This window comes from Hominimerdicola alba (assembly GCF_900109655.1).
GTDB classification, from domain to species: Bacteria; Bacillota; Clostridia; order Oscillospirales; family Ruminococcaceae; genus Hominimerdicola; species Hominimerdicola alba_B.
On record NZ_FOAT01000005.1, the window covers coordinates 131,894 to 146,958 of the forward strand.

The 15,065-nt window shown below is 47.2% G+C and carries 13 protein-coding genes and 2 tRNA genes; 3 read left to right on the top strand and 12 right to left on the bottom strand.

Going from position 1 to position 15,065, the window contains the following annotated elements; all coding sequences use genetic code 11:
* Positions 1 to 45 precede the first annotated feature (45 nt).
* From BMY75_RS07640 to BMY75_RS07695, 12 genes are all read right to left on the bottom strand, one after another.
* Positions 46 to 1,293 carry an ROK family transcriptional regulator gene (locus tag BMY75_RS07640; protein WP_074832024.1) on the bottom strand — a complete coding sequence of 416 codons (1,248 nt, stop codon included), beginning with the start codon at positions 1,291 to 1,293 and terminating at the stop codon, positions 46 to 48.
* A 331-nt stretch (positions 1,294 to 1,624) separates the two neighbouring features.
* On the bottom strand, positions 1,625 to 1,873 hold the full coding sequence (locus tag BMY75_RS07645; RefSeq protein ID WP_024857565.1) for a YdbC family protein: 249 nt from the start codon (positions 1,871 to 1,873) through the stop codon (positions 1,625 to 1,627).
* A gap of 20 nt (positions 1,874 to 1,893) precedes the next feature.
* Positions 1,894 to 3,900, bottom strand: coding sequence for a lipopolysaccharide biosynthesis protein (locus BMY75_RS07650; protein ID WP_074832028.1), 2,007 nt, complete (start codon positions 3,898 to 3,900; stop codon positions 1,894 to 1,896).
* Between the two features lie 119 nt (positions 3,901 to 4,019).
* A complete protein-coding gene (gene yfbR / locus BMY75_RS07655; RefSeq protein WP_074832032.1) occupies positions 4,020 to 4,598 on the bottom strand; it encodes a 5'-deoxynucleotidase in 579 nt (192 codons plus the stop codon).
* A 40-nt stretch (positions 4,599 to 4,638) separates the two neighbouring features.
* Complete coding sequence (locus tag BMY75_RS07660; protein ID WP_074832036.1) at positions 4,639 to 5,445, bottom strand: helix-turn-helix transcriptional regulator; 807 nt, start codon at positions 5,443 to 5,445, stop codon at positions 4,639 to 4,641.
* A gap of 357 nt (positions 5,446 to 5,802) precedes the next feature.
* Complete coding sequence (locus tag BMY75_RS07665) at positions 5,803 to 6,255, bottom strand: hypothetical protein (RefSeq protein ID WP_074832039.1); 453 nt, start codon at positions 6,253 to 6,255, stop codon at positions 5,803 to 5,805.
* 61 nt (positions 6,256 to 6,316) lie between these two features.
* Positions 6,317 to 7,399 carry a 3-isopropylmalate dehydrogenase gene (leuB, locus tag BMY75_RS07670; protein ID WP_074832044.1) on the bottom strand — a complete coding sequence of 361 codons (1,083 nt, stop codon included), beginning with the start codon at positions 7,397 to 7,399 and terminating at the stop codon, positions 6,317 to 6,319.
* 75 nt (positions 7,400 to 7,474) lie between these two features.
* Positions 7,475 to 8,629: a hypothetical protein gene (locus tag BMY75_RS07675; protein WP_074832047.1), complete on the bottom strand. Its 1,155-nt coding sequence runs from the start codon at positions 8,627 to 8,629 to the stop codon at positions 7,475 to 7,477.
* 19 nt (positions 8,630 to 8,648) lie between these two features.
* Complete coding sequence (locus BMY75_RS07680) at positions 8,649 to 10,241, bottom strand: MBOAT family O-acyltransferase (protein WP_074832050.1); 1,593 nt, start codon at positions 10,239 to 10,241, stop codon at positions 8,649 to 8,651.
* A 4-nt stretch (positions 10,242 to 10,245) separates the two neighbouring features.
* A complete protein-coding gene (locus BMY75_RS07685; RefSeq protein ID WP_074832054.1) occupies positions 10,246 to 11,418 on the bottom strand; it encodes a diaminopimelate decarboxylase family protein in 1,173 nt (390 codons plus the stop codon).
* A gap of 9 nt (positions 11,419 to 11,427) precedes the next feature.
* A complete protein-coding gene (locus tag BMY75_RS07690; protein WP_013497742.1) occupies positions 11,428 to 11,661 on the bottom strand; it encodes an acyl carrier protein in 234 nt (77 codons plus the stop codon).
* 132 nt (positions 11,662 to 11,793) lie between these two features.
* Entirely contained in the window at positions 11,794 to 13,299 is a 1,506-nt protein-coding gene (locus BMY75_RS07695; RefSeq protein ID WP_074832059.1) for an amino acid adenylation domain-containing protein, read from the bottom strand.
* A 400-nt stretch (positions 13,300 to 13,699) separates the two neighbouring features.
* Here BMY75_RS07695 and BMY75_RS07700 point away from each other — a divergent pair.
* The 3 genes from BMY75_RS07700 to BMY75_RS07710 all read left to right on the top strand — a co-directional run bounded on the left by BMY75_RS07700 (position 13,700) and on the right by BMY75_RS07710 (position 14,707).
* Positions 13,700 to 13,772: transfer RNA gene (locus tag BMY75_RS07700), tRNA-Lys, on the top strand.
* A gap of 40 nt (positions 13,773 to 13,812) precedes the next feature.
* Positions 13,813 to 13,894 (top strand) — tRNA-Leu (locus BMY75_RS07705).
* Positions 13,895 to 14,047: 153 nt separating this feature from the next.
* Positions 14,048 to 14,707, top strand: coding sequence for a GNAT family N-acetyltransferase (locus BMY75_RS07710; RefSeq protein ID WP_074832062.1), 660 nt, complete (start codon positions 14,048 to 14,050; stop codon positions 14,705 to 14,707).
* The last annotated feature ends 358 nt before the right edge of the window (positions 14,708 to 15,065 follow it).

Genomic DNA, 15,065 nt, shown 5'->3' on the forward strand with positions numbered 1-15,065 from the left:
TCTCCCAAAAAATCCCCGAGAGTTCGACCCTCGGGGAAGATTTTATTATGAATTTGCATCGAATCCGCCGCGGTTGAAGAACAGTTCTCTGATAGCCAGAGCGCAGCCCGACAGGAAGCGGTGCTTGTCTTCGATAATAGAAGTCTCGATCTTGCCTGCAACCAGGGGACCACCTATCTCGTTGAGGGCATTTCTGATGCGGTTGAAATCGACCTCGCTGTTAGTGTGGTTTGTGAAATGGTGCAGAACTATCTTCTGAGGATTGGTGGAGAAATACAGGTTGTTTATCAGCACAGCGGTCAGCTTGATCTCGCTGTCGATAACTTCCTTGACAGCAGGATCGTCCTTATCGTATGCTGTCTGCACCATATCCATTTTAACGTTCTTGAAGCTGCCCTTGGATGCCTCATAAAGGTAAGGTGTCCTATCGGGTGAGTATACCTCGCTCAGCTTTGCAAATGTAGCAGAAGGAGTGATCTCGTTCTCAACACAGCCGCGTCTGCCGCACTTTTCACATACTCTTTCGCTGTAAGGATTGATGATCATCTTATCAACGAAACCTGTTCTGTTATCATACGAAACGATAGGCTCGTTGAGGTTTGTTACAACGAAGTTCATATTATTACCGTACTGCAGGAAAGCGATATTCTGTCTGTTGGGATCCTTGGTCTTGAGGAAGTCGATGTTCGCCATAGCGGTGCCCTTTACAGAGTTATCGAACACCAGAGGCAGATCGGTATAGCCCCTGATAAGGTTGCGTACCTTTGAATAATCGGGGATACCGTCTTTGACTTCAACGCCAAGCTTCTCATACATTGTGGGGAATACGCCGAAACCTATGCCCAAGATAGAGTTCTTATCCAGGCAGTTATCAGCCAGTACTTCCTTTATGGACTTCCTTACGAAGTCGAAAATAGCGTTGTACTCGATGGTATGATCTATCGAAAGATTTCTCTTGTCAAGTACTGCGCCTGCCAGAGTAGAAAGACCCACGCTGACGATGTCCTCTTCAAGAGTTACACCGATAACGAACTTATAGTGATGATTGATATCTATAAGTATCTTCTTTCTGCCGCGGGGCGCTTTCTCGGTGATGTGCTTGTACTCGCCTATCTCCTGGATTATGCCCTGCTCGATCATTTCATTTGTAATAATAGTTACAGCTGCCCTGGTAAGTTCCAAAGTGCCTGCGATATCTATTCGCGACGTAGGTCCCCTCTGCTTCAAGATCTTCAGGACCTGCATCCTGTTGCGCCTTTTCAGGTCAAGCTTACTGATACCATGCTGTTCCATATCCCTGTTCCCTCCGAACCATATATTTATTATAAGTTTGTAAGAAAGTTTAATATAATCCTTTGGATTTAATTATATCAGATAATTATTAAATAAATATGAACATTCAATTAGCATTTAACCATCATGTCAAGTTTTACAATTTGTTAACTTTCTTTTCGGTTTAGTGCAAATCCCACAAACCTCCATGAGAAATTTGTGGGATAATACTGAACATATTATTTATAATAAACGACATTGAAATTGCTACTTTGCAAACTTCGCAAAAGCATATATCGAACTTTTACTCGTTTTCAAAGTGCAATTTCTAATGTCGTTAACTATAACGATATTACAGCATCTGAGATTCGTCAATATCGTCCTCTACCTCGCCGTTTAGGATATCCTTAAGGGTAGCCAGCTCCTCATCGGTAAGTGTTACGCCCTTAGCCATTCTTGTATGGTCGGGTGACCAGTCTCTGATATCGTACTTTGCAGGGTGATCGCCCCAGCTTACCTTGTTCAGTTCCTTGGTCCAGCCCTTAGCGTTCTCGGAAAGCACACCTACGTGCTCCACGATCTCAAATTTCAGTTCTGCCATATTTATCTCTCCTTAATGTATTATTGACTGTCAGCTTCATTGCTGTCAGGCAGTTCGCTTATTGTTGAAGTGGTTTTCCCGCCGCGGCGGCGTACCGGTATCATACCGGTGATCCTGTCCAACGGTCCCAGAGTACCGTATTCGATATAATCAAGTGCAAATTCGTCTATGGACTTGCGGTATACTATTATCAGCGCGATAAGCTGTATCAGGAACAGGAACCAGCCCAGATCACTGAGTATCAGCGCCCCAAGCAGAAGATCGAAAGATGCTACCGCCATGGCGATATAGCGCTTTTTCCTGTACATAACTATGGGTGCGGCGCACATGATGAACAGCACTCCCGCTCCGAATATATGGCTGAAAAGCAGCCATATCAGCGCCGAACACAGCACCTGACAGAACAGGAATATCTTTGGCGCATCCAGCTTTATACCAAAGGCATATCCCGCAGCCAGCACAAGTATCAGCGGTACGCACTTGAACAGCAGGTTGAGTCCTGCAAATGCCACAACTCCCGCGGCTATCAGCGAAAGCTTCTTTGTACCCAGATTCGTTACCTTTTCAGCTATGCGCTTCGGCATAAAGCGGAAGAACAGGCTATTTATGGACTCCATATTGATAACGAACACCGCACAGAACAGCGCAAGTACCACAAGGTACAGCAGCTTGTGGTGCATGAGGTCGGGTTCCTTAACGAGTACCGCCGTCATCATCATGACCAGCACGTTGCTGACTATCATCTTGCGGATATCCATTTTGAACGGTACTATCTTTTTAGAATCGATAGCGCGTATAATGAACACTGTCATGTAGCTGGCGATAGTCGAAAGAGGCGGACCGTACAGACCTATGGTGGGTATCAGCACGATATTCAGCCCCACGTTTATAACGCCCGATATAAGGCTTGTGAACAGCGAACGCTTCGTCAGTTTGCTGGCGAGGTAGATACTGCCCATAAATGTGGTCAAGCACGAGAATATGGTGGAGTATATCAGCAGCGGCGAATACCTGACACATTCGCGGAACTTGCTGTCTATCCACACCATCGTGATCGGCTGTACAATGAGCAGACAGCCTGCCGCCAGTATATAAAGCAGGCTCTGGTTGAAATCAAATACCTTTTCGTAGAACTTATCCCTGTCCTCGGAATCGTTCTCGGTTATGGCAGACATATTCCACGCCTGCCCGAACATCATATACACCGTAGCCACAAGGTTAGGTATCTTATACGCCGCAGATAGCACGCCGTTCCTGTCCTCACCGATATAGTAGGTGGTCATGAAGCTGTCGGAGCTGTTGGTTATCAGCCAAAGCAGCTGTGCAGGTATCAGCGGTACTGAATACTGCAGCATCGTCTGCAAAAGTTCCCTGTCGATATACTTGAAGTCCATATACTTCCAGAGTTTTGCCGCTATGGTCACGAATACGGCGGTTATCGCATCGGATAATATGGTAGACAGCAGGTACTTTTGAATACCCGTGTTCGCCCCGAGGAAATCCTTCGGCAGCACAAGGTAGAACAGCACCATGAACAGCAGTGTGAAGAACGTGGCGACTATGCCCGCCACCGCAAACAGCTGCACCTTTTCCATCGCCCGCACGAATGTTGTATACAATGTCTTTATTCCCGACATGAATACATACAAAAACAGCAGGACCGCGTAGCCGCTTATCCATTTATCCGCCACCCCGATAAGGCTGATAAGTCCAAGTAGCGCCGCGAATATCAGCATACCCGCGCCGCACACCACATTTCCGATGGTGAATACCTTTTTCTTATCGTAAGCCTTGTCCAATCCGAAGCGTATTATAGCTTCGCTGATGGTCATGGTAGCGAGGGGGATTATCCAGTTGGCTATCTGGGTGAGGTAATCAGTCCTGCCAAGCTCTGACTGTGTCAGATGTTTGGTATATATCGGCACAAGCAGCAGCACCAGCACTTTCGAGCTGAATGAGCCGATGGCAAAGACGATGGTGTTCATCATCAGCTTGCCGTAGCTTGAGCCTATCCTTTTTTCACTCATTTTTTCTTTCCCTCATTGTTTAATAGAGATACTATATTAGTATAACACATATCTCCCATTATTGCAAGAATTTTATCAACAAATTTTCTCCAAGAGTGAATTGGATTTTATGCGGAGGGTCAAGCCTGTTCGTCAAGGGTAAGGTCGTAGGCGGGTATGAATTCTTCGAGGAAGGCCTCAACTTCGGGTATCGCCAGCTTGTGTATAGCTTCTATGGTGGATTTTTCTGCCGAAGCGAAATCTGCATTGCCCATCTTGCGCTCCTCGATGCACTTTATCAGCGCCGAGAGCTTATCCGCGCCCTTGACCAGCTTCCAGAGCTCCTTTTCCTCATCGGTGGGCGAAAGCAGGGGCTCGTAATACTTTTTCAAGTCATCGGGCAGATAACCTATGAGGGTGTTTTTCGCCTTTTCTTCCACCTCGTTGTAAGCGCCCTTTATCTCCTTGCTGTAATACTTTATGGGGGTGGGCAGGTCGCCTGTGATTATCTCGGTGGTATCGTGATACATCGCCAGAAGCGCACATCTTTCGGCATTAACGTTCCCGCCGAAGCGCTCGTTGCGGATAAGTGCCAGGGCATGGGCGATGAATGCGACTTCAAGGGAATGTTCGCTGATATTCTCCTTGATGGTGTTGCGCATCAGCGCCCAGCGGTTTATGTATTTCATACGTGATATAACAGCAAAAAATCTGTCCATATTTATGTACTCCTTATCTTGTTATCATATGGCTGAGGGTTCACTCTCCCCCGCCCTTTGCGCGGTACTCGGTAGGTGTCATACCAGCCGCTTTACGGAACACTCGCGTGAAGTATTTTTCGTCAGAGAAGCCGCAGGAATAGGCGACTTCCTTGATGCTGACAGTCCCCTCGGAGAGCAGGTCTTTCGCAAGCTCCATTCGGCAATTGTTCAAAAAAGCGGACAGTGAACTGCCCATCTCCCGACGAAACAGCGCTGAGATATAATCGGGCGAATAGTGGAATCTTTCAGCGATATCGGCGACCGTAAGCCTGCGGTGACAGTTTCTCCGCACCCACATAACGACCTCACGCACAAGGGGGCTGATGCCCTGTTCTTCAATGCCCGCCTGATAGGAACATTCCAGCAGGAGCATTTTAAGCGCACATAGGGTCATTTCGGGGGCTGTGGCATCCTCGCGGCGGGAACAATCAAGCATGATATCGAAGATCCTGCGCAGTCTGCCTGTATTGGTGACGGTGAAGCTTTCGGGCAGATGGCAGGCATAGTTTTCGGGCGTGGTGGTCTGCCATTGGCTGTCTGTACAAAAATGCACCCACAAATAAGATAACCTGCCCTCACTGTGCTTGGTACCAAAATGCTCCAGCCCGCGGGCAAGAAGTATCGTTTCGCCCGAACCTATGGCGAATTCTCTGTTATCCTGAGTGATAAATAGCGTACCTTCAAGCACCAGGATAAGCACATGGCAATCCAGCACACGGCGCATATGCAGAAAGCCGTCCTCGGCGATAAGACTGCCTGCCACCAGATATTTCAGGCTGTCAAGTTCATTGGCATAAAAATCCACAACAGCACCCCGCTTTCCATGAGACAATTATAGCACCCGCATGGGCGGATGTCAATACAGGATGAGCAAGCGGGAAATAGCTGTACAATATAACAGACAGATAGTATAACAACAGATTAAATCGAGAGTGGACATTTTATCGTTCACGCTCCCGATTTGTTCTTCCATGAAACAGCAGCGCCTTTTATCCCTGCAATTCCCGGCACGATATAAAACACCACCGCAAATATTTCCGCAAAGATCATTGTTATCTCCTTATAAAAAGGGAGCTGCCATAAATGACAGCCCCCACCGAAACATTATCTGATATGTTTTCTAAAATTTTTGGGATTTTATGTCAGCCCGCAGATATCTCACTTATCGACCTAGAATATGACCTATCACGACACATAACGCCATAAGCAGAAACATACTGCCCGCGATCAGACCAGCTATGCTGTCAAATTTAAGCTGCGCAACATCTTCGGGCAAAAGCGGAGCACCCTTTTCGGGAAAAGTCAGACGTACCTGCTTCACCCACCTGTACCGAAAGGTGAAATGCCCCTGTGTAGTGATGATATATCTCTCGGGAGTGTCACTGTCGGGCGGCGTGCATACCGCCGTAATATCGCGGTAACGCTCGATAAAACGCCCGTGCCTTTTAAGATAGCTCCTGTAACCCCTGATTTCCCCCACTGCATACCTCGCCGTCTTTTTCAGAACTTTTTTATATCTCCGTGAGTACACAGCACCGAATATACCAGCAGTCCCGATGATAAGACACAGAAGCACCGGGTATATCACATCTTTTTCCAAATCCGCAAAGATCATTGTTATCTCCCTATAAAAAGGGAGCTGCCATAAATGACAGCCCCCACCGAAACATTATGTATTATACTCTTTCTGCTACCAGAGTACCCATTTCCTTACAGCCTACCTGCTTCATGCCCTCGGACATGATATCGCCTGTGCGGTAGCCCTCAGCCAGTACCTGCTTTACAGCGGCATCGATGGCGTCAGCTTCCTTGTCCATATCGAAGGAATATCTAAGCATCATCGAAGCGGAAAGTATGGTAGCCAGAGGGTTAGCCTTGTCCTGACCTGCAATATCGGGTGCAGAACCGTGGCTGGGTTCGTACAGACCGAACTTTGTATCGTTCAGCGAAGCAGAAGCCAGCATACCCAAAGAACCGCTTACCATCGCAGCTTCATCGGAAAGGATATCACCGAACATATTCTCGGTGAGTATTACATCGAACTGCTTGGGGTCACGTACCAGCTGCATAGCGCAGTTATCCACCAGCATATGCTCCAGCTCTACCTCGGGGTAGTCCTGTGCAACTTCGTTTACTATCTTTCTCCAAAGTCTTGAAGAATCCAGAACGTTAGCCTTATCAACACTTGTTACCTTCTTGCGGCGCTTCATAGCTATATCGAAGCCCTTGATAGCTATACGTCTTATCTCGTCCTCGTTGTAGGTCAGGGTATCAACAGCTGTCATCTTGCCGTCAACTTCCTCGGTCTTTCTTGCACCGAAGTAAAGTCCGCCTGTGAGTTCACGCATTATCATCATATCGAAACCGCCCTCGATGATATCGCTTCTCAGAGGGCAGGCGAATTTCAGCTCGTCGTAAAGATTAGCGGGACGCAGGTTAGCGAACAGTCCCAGCTCTTTTCTTATCTTCAGCAGACCTGCCTCGGGACGGAGGTTGGGAGCCAGCTTGTACCAGGGAGAAGTGGAAGTGTTTCCGCCTATGGCACCCAGCAGAACGGCATCGGCAGCCTTAGCGGTAGCAACAGCCTCATCTGTCAGCGGAACGCCGCAGGCATCTATGGAACAGCCGCCCATGAGTATGTCTGTGTATTCAAAGCTGTGCCCGAATTTTGCAGCCACAGCGTCAAGCACCTTTATAGCCTCAGTAACTATCTCGGGACCTATACCGTCGCCCTTGATAACAGTTATCTTCTTATCCATGTCAATTACTCCTTTAGCCTTTCGGCAGAATTATTAATAATATTAGTATAACATCCGCAGACCCGCTTGTCAATATCACTCTTTAGCGGAGGATGATTCTCCCGAGAATCTGTTTTTGAATTCTGCATACTTTTTCCTCAGCGAAAGTGTGCTCTTGCCGAAATCGCAGAATTCGTTATACTGCACGTCTTCCTCCTCAAGGGTCTTCTTTTTGAGGATATCGAAAATATTATGGGTATACTCGGCGCATTCATGCCACTGCTCATCGACCTTTTCAGAGTGAGTGGTATTTATATCATAGTGATCCACCAGATATTTGCCGAGATAAAGAGTATTCTTCTCATTGCCGAAAACGTTCAGATGGTCGCCGTTGTAATAATCGGTGTTCTCATCTATGCCGATATTCTCATCGTACTCGAAATTAACATAATCGTAGCCCGCGTCGGTTATCAGCTTTTTAAGCTCTGCATCCGTTTCAGGGGTAAATTTATCCTTGTGAGGCGCACGTATGAACAGCACGTTCTCCAGACCCAGCTCCTTGCAGTGTTCCAGAGTCGCTGTGAGGTTCTTTATGCCGTATTCGCCAAGTTTATGTTTCCTTTTCTTGGTCTTCTTCACTGCCGAATCGGTAGTCGTCCTTGTACCGAAGCTTTTCATCATCGAAACATCGCCCTTGTTGTTGAGCCACAGCTGATACTGTCTGCTTGCAAGCATCATTGGGTGTTTCCAGTTATCGTGATATTTCAGCAGACCAACATAATAATCGACACGCTCATCCTCGGGAACTTCCTTTTGGATAAGTTCAAACCACTGCTTGTCCTTTTTGATATTGTCTATCCACTTGCGCTTCACACCTTCCTGATACGGGTGATCGCTGTTGTAGAAAAATCCGTTGACCTCAAACACAACTACCTGGGGCTTCTGCCTTGATAAAAAGGTATCCAGCATCGAGTTATACAAATGACCCGGCGCAGCTTCAAAAGCCAGATTATAGCTGGTGAATCCGTATTCATCATAGGCGATGGGCGGCGAGAAATCCGCATAGACCTCACTGCATCCGATCAGCGCCACATCAAGTGTATTTTCCGGTTCGCGGTAGAAGTTCCGCACATGAGTTTCCGAGCTGATAGCTGTATACTGCATGACCCATGATAAAAGCACGAATAAAAGCAGCATAACGATACCCAGCGCCGAAAGCTTCACCGCACGTTTCATCTTATTGCTTTTCATATGTCTCCTGCTCTCCTTATCAGAACTGCATATAATAGAAATCCGCGGGGTTTGAACCCGGTCCGTATGAGCCAAATATCACAACTGCATAGAACAGTACTATGAATATCAGCGACTGGAAAACAAAATTCTTCTTGCATATCTGCTCACGCAGCGTAGTCTGTGAATGCTCCTGTTTCAGGGATACTATCAGCATAACTGCCATTGCGGCAAGCACCACGATCAAATCGGCTCTGCTCAGTGTTATCGATGTCAGGAAATCCTTGCTGAGAAGCTCACCGAGGTGCAGGTCTGTCACCGACATAAACATCATGTGCATAGCGGTCGAAAAATCAGGTGCGATATCGAAGTAATAGCCCACCAGAACTATCAGGAAAGTCCTGAACAGCTGAAATGCGATAAAGGGCTTGTTGGTATTTTCGATATGAAGTTTCTTTTTCCAATTTTCAAAATTGCTCTCCAGCAGTGTCGATACCATTATGATACCGCCGTTCCACACGCCGAAAGCCACATATTTCCAGTTAGCGCCGTGCCATATGCCCACCACCAGGAAGGTTATCAGCGAAGCCAGGCTTACAGGCAGTACCTTTGATATCTTCATGCCAAACTTAGCTTTCAGTGCCTTGCCCATTTTCTGGAAAGGCTTTGACATAGCCACGGGATAGAACAGGTATTCTCTGAGCCATGCACCAAGGGTGATGTGCCAGCGGTGCCAGTAATCAGAGATATCCTTTGCGAAATAGGGGCGTTTGAAGTTTTCAGCCATATTTATGCCGAAAAGCTGTGCCACACCTCGGGAGATATCTATACCGCCCGAGAAATCAGCGTAAAGCTGTACAGCGTAGATAAGCGCCGTAAGCAGTACCGCCGTGCCCGAAAAGCTGTCGCAGTCATTGGGTACTGTCTGCACCGCGCCCACAAGACGGTCAGCGATGACCAGCTTTTTGAAAAAGCCCCATGTTATCAGCAGAACGCCCTGCTTTATATTTTCAAATCTGATGCGCTCACCTTCGTAAAGCTGATGAGCAAGGTCGCTGTAAAAGGCTATGGGTCCCTGCACTATCTGGGGGAAGAAGGACACGAACAGCAGGTATTTCAGATAATTCCGCTCAGCCTTGTACTTTTTGCGGTAGATGTCGATGATATACCCCATCGACTGGAAGGTATAGAACGAAATGCCCAGGGGCAGGAACAATCCCAGATTGGGAACACTTGTCCGCCCTGTTATAGAGTTTATGGTATCTGCAAAGAAGTTGAAGTATTTCAGAAACGCCAGAACGCCGAAGTTCAGCACCAGCACCGAAGCGCATATACGCTTTTTGCCGATCGTTACCTTATCCTTGAAAGCGCTCTTTTCTTCCTTGCTCCACTTGCCTTTCTGCGACTTCAGATAGGCATCCTTTTTCTCGATGTAGCTTTCCAGCCACAGTCCTCCGCCGTAGGTAGTCGCAGCGGTCATTATGATGAATCCGATGTACTTCAGACAGACTATCGCATAGAAGCCCATGCTAGCCAGCAGAAGCACCCACCATCTCTTATTCTTTGGGAAAATACCGTATAACAGCAGACATACCGCCACATACAGCAGGTAATTTATCGAAGTATAGCTCAAGTTATTACCTCCGCTGCGGTGAATTCAAGGGGTATGTCGCGATGTGTCCGCGCTGTTCGCTAAGTCCGTCCTTTTCGCTGTAAAGAGCCACTGCGGGCATATCTCTCGAAAGGAATGCCGCGATGCCCTCAGCCACGGAATAGGCACCGCACTTTGAAAATGCGATGATATCCCCTCTTTCAAGGGCAGGCAGAGTTGCCTTGCGCACAAGGATATCCGCGGTGGTACACAGACTTCCGCAAAGGCAGTAGTCGCTTTCCTCACCCGATCTATCCAAGACTTCTATGGGCGGCACTTTCATAGCCATGTTCTGACCGTAGTAGTTCACATGATTTATACCGCCGTCGCATATCACGTAATTTATATCATTTGTGGTCTTAATGTCCATTACTTTGGTCAGATAGCTTCCGCATACAGCCGCGAAGAATCTGCCCATCTCAACTGTCAGGGGATACTTCTCAGCAAATGCTTTCACTACCTCGGACACTTCTTCAAGCAGCGCAATATCGGTGCTTTCGGTAAAATCCTTGTAATACTCCACCGCCAGCCCCGTGCCGTACTCTATATGCGAGGGCTTGTAGCCATGCTCGTTTTCAAGCTCGGTGCAAAGCTCATCTAAAAGCGAAAGCTCCTTTTCGATGGTCTTCACCTTAGTTTTCTGCGTACCTGTAAAATAATGCAGACCAATTATCTCAACGCCCGCAAACTGATCTCTGCGGTCGATAATGTCCAGAAGATCGGACTTATCCATACCAAACTGACTGCCATGTGCCAGCCTGAGTATCATCTTAACCTTACCGCCGTTTTTAACTGCGCACTCGTTTATAAATTCAGCGTGCAGTTTGCTTTCAGCAGTGAATATCGCAACGCCGTCAGCATAAGCACGTGCGATATCCTCCTCTGTCTTGTTCACACCCGAGAAAATTATCTTGTCAAGTGGCGCACCCACTTTTTCGCATATGCTCAGCTCTCCCGGAGAGCATACTTCGATATACGAAAACTCCTCGGGCAGTGCCGCCAGCAGAAAAGGGTTCGCCTTTATGGAATAGCAAAGCCCGACCCTGTCACCGAAGGCATTTTTTACCGCCGCTGTGCGCTTTGCGAAAGCATCGGTATCAAACACATAGCAGGGCGTGCCTAGGGTGTGAGCCGCCTTTTTTAATATCTCTTTCTCCATGCCGCGGTATCAGTCCTCGTCCTGAAGCTTTTCGATGAGAGCCATCATGCCCTCGATGCTGTTGAAGTTATCGGGCACAAGATTGCCCACCTCTATCTCGATATCAAACTCATCGTTCATAGCTGTTACCATCGATACTATATCGAATGAATCCAGCACGCCGTCAGTTATGAGCTGCTTTTCATTTTCAAAATCAACATCTGGTCTTATCTCTTCCAGTAATTCTAAAAGCTGTTCTTTCATGGTTTGTTCCTCCTACGTTTCATAGAAAACGACTTCGAAATTGCTGCTTTGAGAACTTCGCAAAAGCATATATCGAACTTTTACTCGTTCTCAAAGTGCAATTTCTGAAGTCTTTTACTATACCTTAAATCCTTACTTCATCATATCCGCAAGTGTGCGCATATCTGTCTTGCCGTTTGCAAGACGCGGGAGCTCTTCAAGCTGTATCAGCTTGCGGGGCACCATAAATCCGGGAAGTATCCCCCTGAAATGCACCGCTGCCTCCTTGACCGTTGCCGTACCTGTGTAGAAAAGATATATAAGCTCTTTCTCTTTGAGGTACATGGCGCAGCATTCTCTGATGCTTTCCAGTCTAAGTGCGGCATTTTCTATCTCTGAAAGCTCCACCCTGTGACCAAGGTGCTTTATCTGTCTGTCCTTGCGTCCATTGAACCACAGCACACCGCTTTCATCGAATATCCCGTAATCTCCTGTTTTATAGATAAGTTCATTGTATGCACCGTTCAGCGGGTGCTGAATGAACGAACTGTCTGTAAGTTCCTTATTGTTGTAATATCCCAGCGCGAGTATGGGTCCGCTGACGCATATCTCGCCCTGTTCGCCTGTTTTCACAGGCTTGTTTTCATCGTCAAGCAGGAACACCCTGTAATTCCTGTAAGGTCTGCCGATGGGGAGAGTGTCACCCTCCTCAACGATACCATCAACTTCGTGATAGGTGCAGGATGCCGTACACTCGGTAGGTCCGTACTGGTTGACGAATTTGCATTCGGGAAGTTCCTTCTGCCATACTCTAAGGGCACTGCAGGGCATCACCGAGCCCGAGAAGCATACCTTTCTCAGGTACTCAGGCTTTTCGCCCTCAAAGGCTTTCAGCTTGACCGCTATGGTGAATACCGAAACGCTCCAGCCCACGGCAGTGACTTTCCTCTCGTTCATCACCCTGAAAAGCTCTGCGGGCATCATGAAGCACTGCTTGGGTATTATGAACATCGACGCACCTGTGAATATAGGCACATAGATATCCCTTACCGCCGCGATATAATCAAGGGGCGACTGATTGCCCAGCACATCGCTGTCATCTATCTTCATGACTTCGAGATACGCGCTTATGTAGCACATCAGGGACATCATGGAAGTTATAACGCCCTTTGGCTTGCCTGTTGAACCCGAGGTGAATATCACGTAAAGGGGGTCATCAGCGCAGGCATAACGCGCCCTTTCATCGAGGGCAGGCTGATCTATCTCGTGAGCCGCAAGTTCCTCGGCTGACAGTATCTCGCCCTCAAAGCCCAGTTCACGGGCTGTCTTCATTCCCTCCTCGTCTGCGATGAGCAGTTTCGGCTGAAGCACCGAGAGTATATCCCTTAGTCTGGCTTTGGGCTGAGTGCTGTCCATAGGTGCGTAGAAGCAGCCCGCGTACACGATGCCCAGGAATATCACCGGGGTATGGACACGTCTGCCCGACATCACAGCCACAGGACATCTTGCGGGTATCTTCTCCGCAAGGGCACTGCCTATACGCTTAGCGCGTTCGGTGACCTCGGAAAAACTCAGGCTCTCATCACTGTCGGAGTAGGCAATTTTTGTTTTGAATCTGTCCGCTGTTTTTTCCAGCAGACGAAGTACATTCAATTCCATTTTTTGTTCTCTCCTGCTATTATATCTATTGTGAAAATGTGCAACATTATCCACACTATCATTGTATCACTTACCGCCGTGAACGTCAATATCCATTCTTCACAATTACGATATTATGCATTTCTCAATTGTTATCATAATTGAGTATTTTTGGATTTTCTGTTAACGTGCACATGTTTTCGATAAACAAAAGTACAAAAAAGAGGACAACCAAAACATAGCATTCAAATCGGCAGAGCCAGTCCGGACAAGCCTCGAAAGGCGGTACGCTTTCCGGCTGTGCAAGGGGTGATTTTATCAAAAGCTGTTTTTCTGAAAAAAATTTTTGAAAAGCACTTGACATATCATAAAAAAGATGCTATAATATACGAGTTGTTATGAGAGTTATCTCAGAGCAAATGAGCCATTAGCTCAGTTGGCAGAGCATTTGACTTTTAATCAAAGGGTCTGGAGTTCGAATCTCCAATGGCTCATTTATCGCCTTCGGTACTTATCGGGGGCGGTATTTTATATGCGGGTGTGGTGAAATTGGCAGACACGTTAGATTTAGGTTCTAATGCCGAACGGTGTGCAGGTTCAAGTCCTGTCACCCGCACTTGGCACGGATAAGCTCCGTGCCTTATTTTATATTAAGGAGTTGTCTTTTTGACAAATAGCAAAATGGAGATAGCAGCGTAAACGGGACGGTTTGCGAATACTATCTGCACAAACCTCCCGTGGGCGGTCAACACTATCAGGAGGATAAAAAATGAAAATTACAGACTATATCATTCGACAGGAAACAGAAAAGGACTACCGCGAGGTAGAGGAAATGGCTCGTGAGGCGTTCTGGAATCTCAGCGTTCCGGGGTGCAGTGAGCACTACTTTATACATCTTCTCAGACAGCACAAGGCGTTTCTGCCGCAGCTTGACTACGTAATCGAAAGCGATGGCATGATACTGGGCTGTGTGATGTACTCGGAATCGGATATAACCGATGAACAGGGCAACAGGAAGACCGTGCTGACCATGGGACCTCTCTGCGTAAAAAAAGATTATCAGCGGCAGGGGCTTGGCAAGGCACTGCTTGAATACACTTTCAGGCTGGCGGAAGAGATGGGCTATGATACCGTGATAAACTTCGGCAACCCAGATAACTACGTTGCACGGGGCTATAAAAGCTGTCTGAAGTACAACGTATGCTTTGAGGGAGATATCTACCCTTCGGCACTGCTGGTGAAGACACTGAAAGACGGTGTGTTCGATGGCAGAAAATGGTATTATCACCAGAACGATGCCGCTGACCCCTGCGACGATGAACAGGCGGTGGCTGAGTACGATGCGCTTTTTCCGCCAAAGGAAAAGACATGGCAGCCAAGTCAGGAAGAGTTCTTTATCCACAGCCATTCACTGATGCGGCGCGAATGATGTTTATGACGGATACCCATATAAAAGTTTTACCCCGAAGCGTTTCAAAAGCGCTTCGGGGCATTGTATTTATTTTATCTGCTCAGATAAATCAGAATTTGCCCTCGGGCGGGCGGCTCGTATCCGCCTATTATCGGTAAGCGGAGCATTAAAGTTTTGTGTGACGGCGGGTCTGTAAGTAGTGAAATAAATCAGAATTTATCATAAACTGCGAATATCAAACAAAGTACAGTAGCTGTAATACCCGCAATCATAGATATGACGTTTAATAGTAATATTTTTTTAATCCTCTCGTCGCTACTTTCTTTATATCTTTTTGAATTACGCTTGTATTCTGTTAATGTGCAAATATTCAAAA

Coding starts and splice junctions, on each gene's coding strand:
- BMY75_RS07640 (WP_074832024.1), bottom strand. CDS start 1,293: ATGGAACAGCATGGTATCAGTAAGCTTGACCTGAAAAGGCGCAACAGG.
- BMY75_RS07645 (WP_024857565.1), bottom strand. CDS start 1,873: ATGGCAGAACTGAAATTTGAGATCGTGGAGCACGTAGGTGTGCTTTCC.
- BMY75_RS07650 (WP_074832028.1), bottom strand. CDS start 3,900: ATGAGTGAAAAAAGGATAGGCTCAAGCTACGGCAAGCTGATGATGAAC.
- yfbR (WP_074832032.1), bottom strand. CDS start 4,598: ATGGACAGATTTTTTGCTGTTATATCACGTATGAAATACATAAACCGC.
- BMY75_RS07665 (WP_074832039.1), bottom strand. CDS start 6,255: ATGATCTTTGCGGATTTGGAAAAAGATGTGATATACCCGGTGCTTCTG.
- leuB (WP_074832044.1), bottom strand. CDS start 7,399: ATGGATAAGAAGATAACTGTTATCAAGGGCGACGGTATAGGTCCCGAG.
- BMY75_RS07675 (WP_074832047.1), bottom strand. CDS start 8,629: ATGAAAAGCAATAAGATGAAACGTGCGGTGAAGCTTTCGGCGCTGGGT.
- BMY75_RS07685 (WP_074832054.1), bottom strand. CDS start 11,418: ATGGAGAAAGAGATATTAAAAAAGGCGGCTCACACCCTAGGCACGCCC.
- BMY75_RS07690 (WP_013497742.1), bottom strand. CDS start 11,661: ATGAAAGAACAGCTTTTAGAATTACTGGAAGAGATAAGACCAGATGTT.
- BMY75_RS07695 (WP_074832059.1), bottom strand. CDS start 13,299: ATGGAATTGAATGTACTTCGTCTGCTGGAAAAAACAGCGGACAGATTC.
- BMY75_RS07710 (WP_074832062.1), top strand. CDS start 14,048: ATGAAAATTACAGACTATATCATTCGACAGGAAACAGAAAAGGACTAC.